The sequence below is a fragment of the Vibrio sp. Y10_XG_PY6 genome, from assembly GCF_024181795.1.
Lineage (GTDB): Bacteria > Pseudomonadota > Gammaproteobacteria > Enterobacterales > Vibrionaceae > Vibrio > Vibrio diabolicus.
In genome coordinates, this window is record NZ_JAMZAQ010000006.1 from 102,100 (window position 1) to 111,754 (window position 9,655).

The 9,655-nt window shown below is 46.2% G+C and carries 10 protein-coding genes; 6 read left to right on the forward strand and 4 right to left on the reverse strand.

Annotated features, from left to right (window positions below):
* Nucleotides 1-32 precede the first annotated feature (32 nt).
* A complete protein-coding gene (locus NL644_RS21600; RefSeq protein ID WP_031780377.1) occupies nucleotides 33-293 on the forward strand; it encodes a hypothetical protein in 261 nt (86 codons plus the stop codon).
* Between the two features lie 42 nt (nucleotides 294-335).
* Here NL644_RS21600 and tusA read toward each other — a convergent pair whose 3' ends face one another.
* Nucleotides 336-584 (reverse strand): sulfurtransferase TusA, encoded by a 249-nt coding sequence (tusA, locus tag NL644_RS21605; RefSeq protein ID WP_005394130.1) that lies wholly within the window; start codon nucleotides 582-584, stop codon nucleotides 336-338.
* Between the two features lie 133 nt (nucleotides 585-717).
* On the opposite strand from tusA, the gene NL644_RS21610 reads away from it, so the two are divergent.
* Nucleotides 718-900: a hypothetical protein gene (locus NL644_RS21610; RefSeq protein WP_114324067.1), complete on the forward strand. Its 183-nt coding sequence runs from the start codon at nucleotides 718-720 to the stop codon at nucleotides 898-900.
* A gap of 166 nt (nucleotides 901-1,066) precedes the next feature.
* On the forward strand, nucleotides 1,067-2,011 hold the full coding sequence (locus tag NL644_RS21615; RefSeq protein WP_114324068.1) for a LysR family transcriptional regulator: 945 nt from the start codon (nucleotides 1,067-1,069) through the stop codon (nucleotides 2,009-2,011).
* A gap of 51 nt (nucleotides 2,012-2,062) precedes the next feature.
* On the opposite strand, the gene NL644_RS21620 is transcribed toward NL644_RS21615, so the two are convergent.
* The 3 genes from NL644_RS21620 to fadB form a co-directional block, all read right to left on the reverse strand.
* A complete protein-coding gene (locus NL644_RS21620) occupies nucleotides 2,063-3,043 on the reverse strand; it encodes an MDR family oxidoreductase (protein ID WP_114324069.1) in 981 nt (326 codons plus the stop codon).
* A 281-nt stretch (nucleotides 3,044-3,324) separates the two neighbouring features.
* Nucleotides 3,325-4,500, reverse strand: a complete 1,176-nt coding sequence (gene fadA, locus NL644_RS21625; protein ID WP_114324070.1) for an acetyl-CoA C-acyltransferase FadA — start codon at nucleotides 4,498-4,500, stop codon at nucleotides 3,325-3,327.
* 14 nt (nucleotides 4,501-4,514) lie between these two features.
* Nucleotides 4,515-6,686, reverse strand: coding sequence for a fatty acid oxidation complex subunit alpha FadB (gene fadB / locus NL644_RS21630; protein ID WP_114324071.1), 2,172 nt, complete (start codon nucleotides 6,684-6,686; stop codon nucleotides 4,515-4,517).
* Between the two features lie 261 nt (nucleotides 6,687-6,947).
* Here fadB and NL644_RS21635 point away from each other — a divergent pair, with 261 nt between their 5' ends.
* From NL644_RS21635 to hemG, 3 genes are read left to right on the forward strand one after another with little or no spacing between them, the layout of a single operon-like run.
* Nucleotides 6,948-7,571, forward strand: coding sequence for a YigZ family protein (locus tag NL644_RS21635; RefSeq protein WP_005378891.1), 624 nt, complete (start codon nucleotides 6,948-6,950; stop codon nucleotides 7,569-7,571).
* A gap of 46 nt (nucleotides 7,572-7,617) precedes the next feature.
* On the forward strand, nucleotides 7,618-9,075 hold the full coding sequence (locus tag NL644_RS21640) for a TrkH family potassium uptake protein (protein ID WP_006743175.1): 1,458 nt from the start codon (nucleotides 7,618-7,620) through the stop codon (nucleotides 9,073-9,075).
* 9 nt (nucleotides 9,076-9,084) lie between these two features.
* Nucleotides 9,085-9,612, forward strand: coding sequence for a menaquinone-dependent protoporphyrinogen IX dehydrogenase (gene hemG / locus NL644_RS21645; protein WP_085344395.1), 528 nt, complete (start codon nucleotides 9,085-9,087; stop codon nucleotides 9,610-9,612).
* Nucleotides 9,613-9,655 lie beyond the last annotated feature (43 nt).

Here is a 9,655-nt window from a genome sequence, read left to right on the forward strand (position 1 = left end):
AATGGTGTGAATGATAGCGAGAGGGCAAGTTTATGCTTACACGTTACATGGGGATGACCCCAAAGAGTCAGAGTTATTTATTCACCTTTGGTTTGGCGCTGTGCTTGTTAGCGATGGTACTGACTGATATGTGGTTGCCGATTGTGGCAGGATCGTTCGTTCTTACTGGATTAACAGTAGAGGCGTGGATTCGCGTAGCCCACATCATTCCTATGCATGAAGAGATGCGGGCAATGAAAAAACAACTCAACAAGCTCCAATCAGAAGTTCGCACACTCGAATACGATGAATAAACAAACGGCAGCCAATCGGCTGCCGTTTTTAATTCGACCAGATTATTCCAATCCTTTCTTGATCAGGTACTGATACGGAACTTGCTCCGTTTGTGCTGCAATTAATTGGTGATCCATAAAACGGCAGAAACTCGGAATGTCTCGAGTCGTGGATGGGTCATCTGCTTTGACCAGCAAAATCTCACCATCTTGCATGTTGCGAATTGTCTTCCTGACCATCATCACTGGCTCTGGGCAGCGCAGTCCTTCCGCCTCTAATGTCTTTGTTGCCAGTTCAGGATTAAAGCTCATAGTGTGATTCTCGTAACTAACTTAGCGGTGAATTCTACGTTCGTTGAAAAAATATTCAATAACCACTTGGCAAACGGAATTTTTTGTTTTACCTTAAATTAACAATTTGGTAACAACTGGCAAGGGAGAGGCAATGTTAACAGCGTTAGACAGACTTACGATTTACTCCGTACTTTGTTTTATCTCGTTTTGTGCTTTGGTACTCAGAACGACAGCTGACACCTCTTTGATGCCTCTTGTAGGCATGGTTGCCACTATTATTGGGATTTGGATCGAGATGCGCAAATGGTCAGGTGCATCTGAGCAAGAAAATTAGCGCTTTTTGCTTCGATCAGAATACTTTAATAACGCTCACCTATTTTTACCGACACTTCATTCCGACACTATCCCCATTTTTCTTGGGCTTCCCCGCTGAAAGGCGGGATTTTTTTTGCCTGAAGAGTACAATTTACCTAAACACATACAAAATAAGTGGCTAATTCGTGGAACTGGAAGACATCTATCGCCGAGATTTAAATTTACTGGTTGCGTTGCGAGTACTGATAGAAGAAAACAGTGTCAGTAAGGCGGCAACACGTCTGAATTTGAGTCAATCGGCAATGAGTCGTGTGCTTGGTCGTCTGCGTGACTTATTGGGAGACCCGCTGTTTACTCGTCAGGGGCAGCATTTGATCCCAACTCAGAAAGCGTTAGAGATCGATCGCTCATTAGGCGAGCCATTAGAGTCTTTACGTCAGTTGTTATCTCCGGTTGAGTTTGATCCATTGCAATGCGTACAGACTTTCAACATCGTGACCACCGACTATGCCATGCAAACCATTCTGCCGTTTGCTTTGCCGAGAATTTACCAAGAAGCGCCAAACGTGTCTTTTAACTTCTTACCACTGCAACACGACCGTTTATCAGATCAGCTCACTTATGAAGGTGCAGACTTAGCGATTTGTCGCCCAACTGGCCCGGTGGAGCCGCTACGCAGTGAAGTGTTGGGGCGAGTGGGGGTGCTGTGTATGCTTTCAAAACAGCATCCATTAGCGGATAAAGAAATGAGCTTGGATGATTATCTGAGCCATCCACATGCCATGATCGCCATCAGTGATGGTGTTAAGGCACTGATCGAACAAGCTTTAATTGAGAAGCCTAAGCGTAAAATGGTTCTGCGTGCTTACCATTTAGAAGCTGCATTGGCGATCATGGATACCTTGCCAATTATCATCACAGTGCCAGCGGACTTGGCGTATCTGGTTGCCGAGCGTTATGACTTGGTGGTGAAACCATTACCCTTCCAATTTACTCCATTTGAATACTCGATGATTTGGCATGCGCGTTGCGAGCATTCTCCTGCTCAAGAATGGTTAAGAACGATTGTGCGTGAAGAATGTAGCCGTCTAATAGCTAAGCGTATCGAAGATATGGGATTAAACTGCTAACAAAAAGAGCCAGCAATGCCGGCTCTTCGTCTGTTTATGCTGAGTCAGTGTTTATAGCTTGATAACCACACGACCTGTTACTTGACCGTTGGTGATGTCTTCTGCGTATTTTGGTGCTTCTGCTAGTTCTACTTCAGTACATGCTTGCTCGAAATAGCTGTCTGGTAGTAGTTCAACCAGTTTTTCCCATGCTGCGATGCGTTTCTCTGTTGGACACATTACTGAGTCCACACCTTGCAGACGAACGTTACGTAGGATGAACGGCATCACTGTAGTTGGTAGATCAAAACCACCTGCAAGACCACAAGCGGCGACTGCACTGTTGTAATCCATTTGCGCCAGTACTTTTGCTAGTACTTTGCTGCCGACGGTATCTACCGCACCTGCCCATACTTGCTTTTCAAGTGGACGTGCTGGTTCCTCAAATTCAGTACGGTCGATGATGCGGCTAGCACCTAGTTTTTCAAGTAGCGGGCCGTTTGTCTCTACACGTCCTGTCACTGCAGCAACTTTGTAGCCAAGCTGTGCTAGGAGCGTTACTGCAACCGAGCCTACGCCGCCACTTGCGCCCGTTACTAGGATTTCACCAGCTTCAGGTTTGATGCCTGCATCAAGCAGTGCTTGAACACATAGCATACCAGTGAAGCCAGCAGTACCAACCATCATTGCTTTCTTGCTGTCTAGACCTTTTGGTAGTGGTACTAGCCAATCCGCTTTTAGACGAGCACGTTGAGCCATGCCACCCCAATGGTTTTCACCCACGCCCCAGCCAGTTAAGACCACTTTATCACCAGCTCGGTAACGCGAATCTTCAGAACTTACAACCGTACCTGCTAGATCAATGCCAGGTACCATCGGGAAGTTACGGATGATTTTACCTTTACCTGTGATCGCCAAACCATCTTTGTAATTCAACGATGAGTAATCGACTTCAACCAGAACGTCACCTTCCGGCAGTTGTGTTTCATCGATTTGCTCGATACTAGCGATAGTGCGTTTGTCTTCTTGGTTTAGAACTAGAGCATTAAACATAAGGTTCTCCGAAATTGCGTTAGCGTGACTCAGTTGCCACATACAGCAAGATATTAACTGTCTATAAGTCTATGTCTTCTCTATCTATGAATAAAATGAAAGTTACTCATTTCATGTATGCTTTGTATGCATATTTACTGTGTTTGGCGTAAAACAAAGGGCGACATCTGATGTCGCCCTTAAGTGTAATACTAAATTATTTTAGTATTTATTCATTTCATGCTGGTTGTTGAGTAGATCACTACGACCATCGTCGTTTTGAGCCTACTTCACCCCAAGCGTTAAGGCCTCTCAAATACGGTCGCTATACCCTGACCCAAACCGATACACATAGTGGCTAGACCATATTTCGCATCTTTCGCTTCCATTAGGTTGATCAACGTTGTTGAGATGCGTGAACCAGAACAGCCTAGTGGATGACCCAATGCTATCGCACCACCGTTAAGATTGACCTTCTCATCCATCACATCAAGCAGACCTAAGTCTTTAGCACACGGCAGAGACTGCGCTGCAAATGCTTCGTTTAGCTCAACCACATCCATGTCTTCAATTGAAAGACCGGCACGCTTGAGCGCTTTTTGCGTCGCCGGTACCGGACCGTAACCCATAATAGAAGGATCGCAACCTGCGATCGCCATGCCCTTAATACGTGCGCGAATTTTCAAGCCAAGCTCATTGGCTTTCTCTTCGCTCATGATCAGCATCGCTGATGCGCCATCAGACAGCGCTGATGATGTACCGGCTGTTACTGTGCCGTTTGCTGGGTCAAACACAGGACGAAGCTGAGACAGACCTTTAACTGTTGTCTCTGGACGAATCACTTCATCATAGTCGAGAGTAAACAGTGTACCGTCAGCCGCATGGCCTTCAATTGGTAGGATTTCGTTTTTAAAGCGACCCTCTACGGTTGCTGCGTGCGCACGAGCGTGAGAGCGCGCGGCAAACTCGTCTTGTTGCTCACGGCTAATGCCATGTAATTTACCAAGCATTTCAGCCGTTAAGCCCATCATGCCCGCAGCTTTTGCTACGTTCTTTGACATACCAGGGTGAAAGTCTACCCCGTGGTTCATCGGCACATGCCCCATGTGCTCAACGCCACCAATTAGGCAGATTTCAGCATCGCCAGTCATGATGGCACGTGTACCGTCATGCAGCGCTTGCATGGATGAGCCACACAAACGGTTAACCGTCACAGCGCCAATTTCAATCGGCAGGCCCGCGAGTAGCGCGGCATTACGTGCAACGTTAAAGCCTTGCTCTAGTGTTTGCTGTACACAACCCCAGTAGATGTCTTCAATCTCGCTTGGGTTCACTTGTGGGTTACGTGCAAGAATGCCTTTCATTAGACGCGCAGATAGATCTTCTGCTCGTGTATGACGGAAAGCACCACCTTTAGAGCGACCCATTGGAGTACGTAGACAATCGACTACGACAACATTTCTTGTTTGATTAGTCATTTTAGAATCCCTCCTTAGATAGAACCTTGCTGTTGTGCACCGTAAAAGCTTTCACCTTTCGCCGCCATATCAATCAGCATTTGCGGTACTTGGTACATCGCACCTAGCTCGGTGTGTTGTTTTGCCATTTCAACGTATTCAGCAATACCCACGCTGTCTAGATAGCGGAATACGCCACCGCGGAATGGAGGGAAACCAAGACCATAAACCAATGCCATGTCTGCTTCCTGCGGAGTAGCGATGATGCCTTCTTGAAGGCACAGCACAACTTCGTTGATCATTGGAATCATCATACGTTGAATGATGGTCTCATCGTCAAAGTCCTGCTTATCGGCACAAACGTCAGCGAGCACCGGCAAGATCTCTTCAGAGAAGGTTTTCTTCGGCTTACCTTTTTTATCTATGGTATAGCTGTAGAAGCCATTACCATTCTTCTGACCATATTTGTCTGCTTCGAATAGTGCATCAATAGCATCACGACCTTGTTTACCCATACGCTCAGGGAAACCCTCAGCCATCACAGCTTGTGCGTGGTACGCGGTATCAATGCCGACTACGTCAAGCAAGTACGCCGGTCCCATCGGCCAGCCAAACTTACGCTCCATGACTTTGTCGATTTTCGTAAAGTCAGCACCATCACGAAGTAGCATGCTGAAGCCGCCAAAGTATGGGAACAATACGCGGTTAACGAAGAATCCTGGGCAGTCATTAACGACAATTGGTGATTTGCCCATTTTCGCAGCATACGCCACAACACGATTGATGGTTTCATCAGAGGTGTGCTCACCACGGATGATCTCAACAAGAGGCATACGATGCACTGGGTTGAAGAAGTGCATACCACAGAAGTTTTCTGGGCGTTTTAGTGATTTTGCCAATAGGTTGATAGGAATCGTCGAGGTGTTTGAGGTGATAACCGTGTCGTCACCGACATGGGATTCAACTTCACTCAAAACTGCTGCTTTTACTTTAGGGTTTTCAACGACAGCTTCAACAATCACATCAGAGTTTTCAATACCTGCGTAATGTAGGCTCGGTGTGATTGACGCTAAAATACCCGCCATCTTAAAGCCGTCAATGCGACCGCGAGATAAGCGTTTATTCAGCAGCTTAGATGCTTCAGTCATGCCTAGGTCGAGCGACGCTTGCGCGATGTCTTTCATTAAGACAGGCACACCTTTTAGCGCTGATTGGTAAGCAATGCCGCCACCCATGATACCAGCACCTAACACGGCTGCACGTTGCGTGTCTTTACTTGCTGACTTCGCTGCTTTTTTCGCAATGCCTTTGATGTATTGATCATTAAGGAATAGGCCAACGAGTGATTTTGCTTCTTCCGATTTAGCCAATTTCACGAAGTGCTTACGTTCAATGTCTAACGCTTCATTACGTGCAAAGCGAGCACCTTCTTCAATCGTGATAACGGCTGTCATTGGGGCAGGGTAATGAGGACCTGCTTTTTGTGCCACCAGACCCTTCGCCATGGTGAAGCTCATCATTGATTCAAGCTTACTCAGCGTTAGCGGAGATGTTTTCTGTGCTCGGCGTGCTTGCCAGTCAAGTTTCTCGTTAATTGCAGAGTTAAGAGTTTGTAGTGCTGATTCGTATAAAGCATCAGTCTCTACAACAGCATCGAGTAAGCCAATTTTCAATGCTTCATCAGCTCGGCATGCTTTGCCTTGGGTGATGATTTCCATTGCGCTGTCTGCGCCAATAACGCGAGGTAAGCGTACACAACCACCAAAGCCTGGCATGATTCCCAGTTTCGTTTCTGGTAGGCCGATGCTGGTGGTTTTGTCACCAATACGCATGTCTGTTGCTAGTACACATTCACAACCGCCACCAAGAGCGTGGCCTTTGATCACTGAGATGGTCGGAACGGGTAAGTCTTCTAATTTGTTAAAGATGCTATTAGCAAATTGCAGCCATTGGTCGAGCTCGGCATCCGTTTTAGCAAACAGACCTAAAAACTCGGTAATGTCTGCGCCTACAATGAATGCGTCTTTATCTGAAGTGAGCAACAACCCCTTGAGGCCTTGATGGGCAATGAGCGCATCAAGAGCTTTATCTAGCGATTCCAATGTCGCTAGGTCGAGTTTGTTGACGGATTTTGGAGAGCAGAAGCTTAGCTCTGCAATACCATCTTGTATTTCCTTTACCTGTAGGGTTTCGGCTTGGTAAATCATTGTCTATCTCCATGACATACAATCGTGGATTGTCTGTATACCTATTTCAACGACGCCGTGTACCTCGGCAAATAGGTATCGAGGAAGTCGTTTTATTTTTGTTCTGGTTTGACCAGTAAAGTTAGTTTGGATCGTGGGTTGTCTAATTTCAATACATTTTTTAAACAAGTGTTTAACATTGTGCGCTGTGGCAGATCTTATGCGACGGGTAAATCACACTCGTGATAGACTTCAGGCAAATAGACCTGAATCCATAATCCTATGAATGACAAGCCTTATCTGATTCCAGCAGAGCCTGCTCAATTTGAAGAAGAAATTAAAAAGAGCGTCTTCATTACTTATTTGGCACACACGCCAAGTATCGAAGCTGCAAAAGCATTTGTTGATCAAATCAAAGCTAAACACGCTGATGCCAGACATAACTGTTGGGGCTTTGTTGCTGGCCGCCCGGAAGATTCAATGAAATGGGGCTTTAGTGATGATGGGGAGCCATCCGGAACTGCAGGCAAACCGATCCTGGCGCAGCTGTCTGGATCTGGTGTGGGAGAGATCACGGCAGTGGTCACGCGATACTCTGGTGGAATCAAGTTAGGTACAGGCGGCTTGGTTAAAGCGTATGGGGGTGGGGTACAACAAGCGCTCAAGCTGCTTCAAACTATTGAGAAAAAAATAACCACAAAGCTCAGACTAACGTTAGACTATGGGTTTATGCCGATCGCACAGTCAATCATGCCGCAATTTGGTGCGATAGAAGTCGAGGCTGAATACAGCGATCAGGTGGTATTAGTGGTGGAAATTGAGCTTCGAGAAGTGAGCGCGTTTACCCAAGCAATCATCAATAAAAGCGGGGCAAAGGCAATTGTCACTCCGCTAGACGGACAATAATGAAAAACAGGAAGCAACAGGGACAGCTTCGCTAGTCAATTTATCCATGCAATTTCGTTCAATTATTCGAATCGTCGGGCTACTGCTCGCACTCTTTAGTGTCACTATGCTTGCGCCAGCACTCGTTGCGCTGATCTATCGAGATGGTGCAGGTGTGCCTTTTGTCACGACATTTTTTGTTCTGCTGTTTTGTGGGGCCGTTTGTTGGTACCCAAACCGCAGGTATAAGCACGAGCTTAAAGCTCGAGATGGCTTTCTTATTGTCGTTCTGTTCTGGACAGTACTTGGCAGCGCAGGCTCGATCCCCTTTCTAATAGCTGACAACCCGAACGTCTCAGTGACAGATGCGTTTTTTGAATCGTTTTCTGCTCTCACTACGACCGGGGCGACCGTTATTGTTGGTTTGGATGAGTTACCTAAAGCGATTCTATTCTATCGACAGTTACTGCAGTGGTTCGGCGGTATGGGAATCATCGTATTAGCGGTGGCGATTTTGCCAGTACTTGGCATTGGTGGTATGCAGCTTTACCGCGCCGAGATCCCTGGTCCAGTCAAGGACACTAAAGTGACGCCGCGCATAGCAGAAACTGCTAAGGCGCTTTGGTACATCTATTTGAGCCTGACTATCGCCTGTGCATCGGCTTTTTGGTTAGCTGGTATGACGCCATTTGACGCCATCAGTCACAGCTTTTCCACCATTGCCATTGGTGGCTTTTCTACCCACGATGCCAGCATCGGATACTTTGATAGTTACGCGATTAACCTGATTACGGTGGTTTTTCTGCTTATATCTGCATGTAACTACACGCTGCACTTTGCTGCATTTGCATCAGGTGGCGTACATCCCAAGTATTACTGGAAAGATCCTGAGTTTCGCGCCTTCTTGTTTATTCAAGTGCTGCTATTTGTCATTTGCTTTCTATTATTACTGAAACATCACTCTTACACATCGACATACGATGCTTTCGATCAGGCACTTTTCCAAACCGTGTCAATTTCGACAACTGCGGGCTTTACGACGACGGGTTTTGCGGATTGGCCGCTCTTCTTACCTGTACTGCTATTGTTCTCCTCTTTTATAGGTGGTTGTGCTGGTTCAACAGGCGGCGGCATGAAAGTGATCCGTATCCTGCTTCTTACCTTACAAGGTGCGCGTGAACTAAAACGTTTAGTCCATCCACGCGCGGTTTACACCATCAAAGTAGGTGGCAGTGCCCTACCGCAACGTGTTGTCGATGCGGTTTGGGGTTTCTTCTCCGCATACGCATTGGTATTTGTGGTTTGTATGTTGGGGTTAATTGCAACAGGAATGGATGAGCTCAGTGCGTTCTCGGCGGTGGCTGCGACTCTGAACAACCTCGGTCCTGGCTTGGGAGAAGTGGCGCTTCACTTTGGTGATGTTAACGACAAAGCAAAATGGGTATTGATAGTTTCTATGCTGTTTGGTCGTTTGGAAATCTTTACCTTACTTATTCTACTTACGCCGACGTTTTGGCGTAGCTAAGGGGAAATCGTGGCAAAAGCATTATTTCTATACTCTTCCCGCGAAGGGCAGACTAAAAAAATTCTCCACTATATAGATGAACAACTTCCAGACTTCGATTGTGAGCTGGTGGATTTACATAATGTCGAGACGATTGACTTCAGTCAATACGACAGAGTGTTGATAGGCGCCTCTATTCGTTATGGTCATCTTAATAAAAAGCTATACCAGTTTATTGAGAAAAACCTAACTCAACTAGAGCAAAATAAAGTGGCATTTTTCTGCGTAAACCTAACCGCTCGTAAAGAGGACCAAGGAAAGGATACACCTGAAGGTAGTGCTTACATTCGCAAGTTTCTAATTAAGTCGCCTTGGAAACCAACGCTAATCGGTGTTTTTGCTGGTGCACTTTATTACCCACGTTACAGCTGGTTCGACAGAACTATGATTAGGTTCATTATGTCGATGACAGGTGGCGAAACCGATACGACCAAAGAAGTGGAATACACCAATTGGGAAAAAGTGGCTCTTTTCGCAGATAAATTCAGAGAACTGTAGAAATAACGTTCCCTTTTGACCGCTTTTGATGCAAATTTATCCG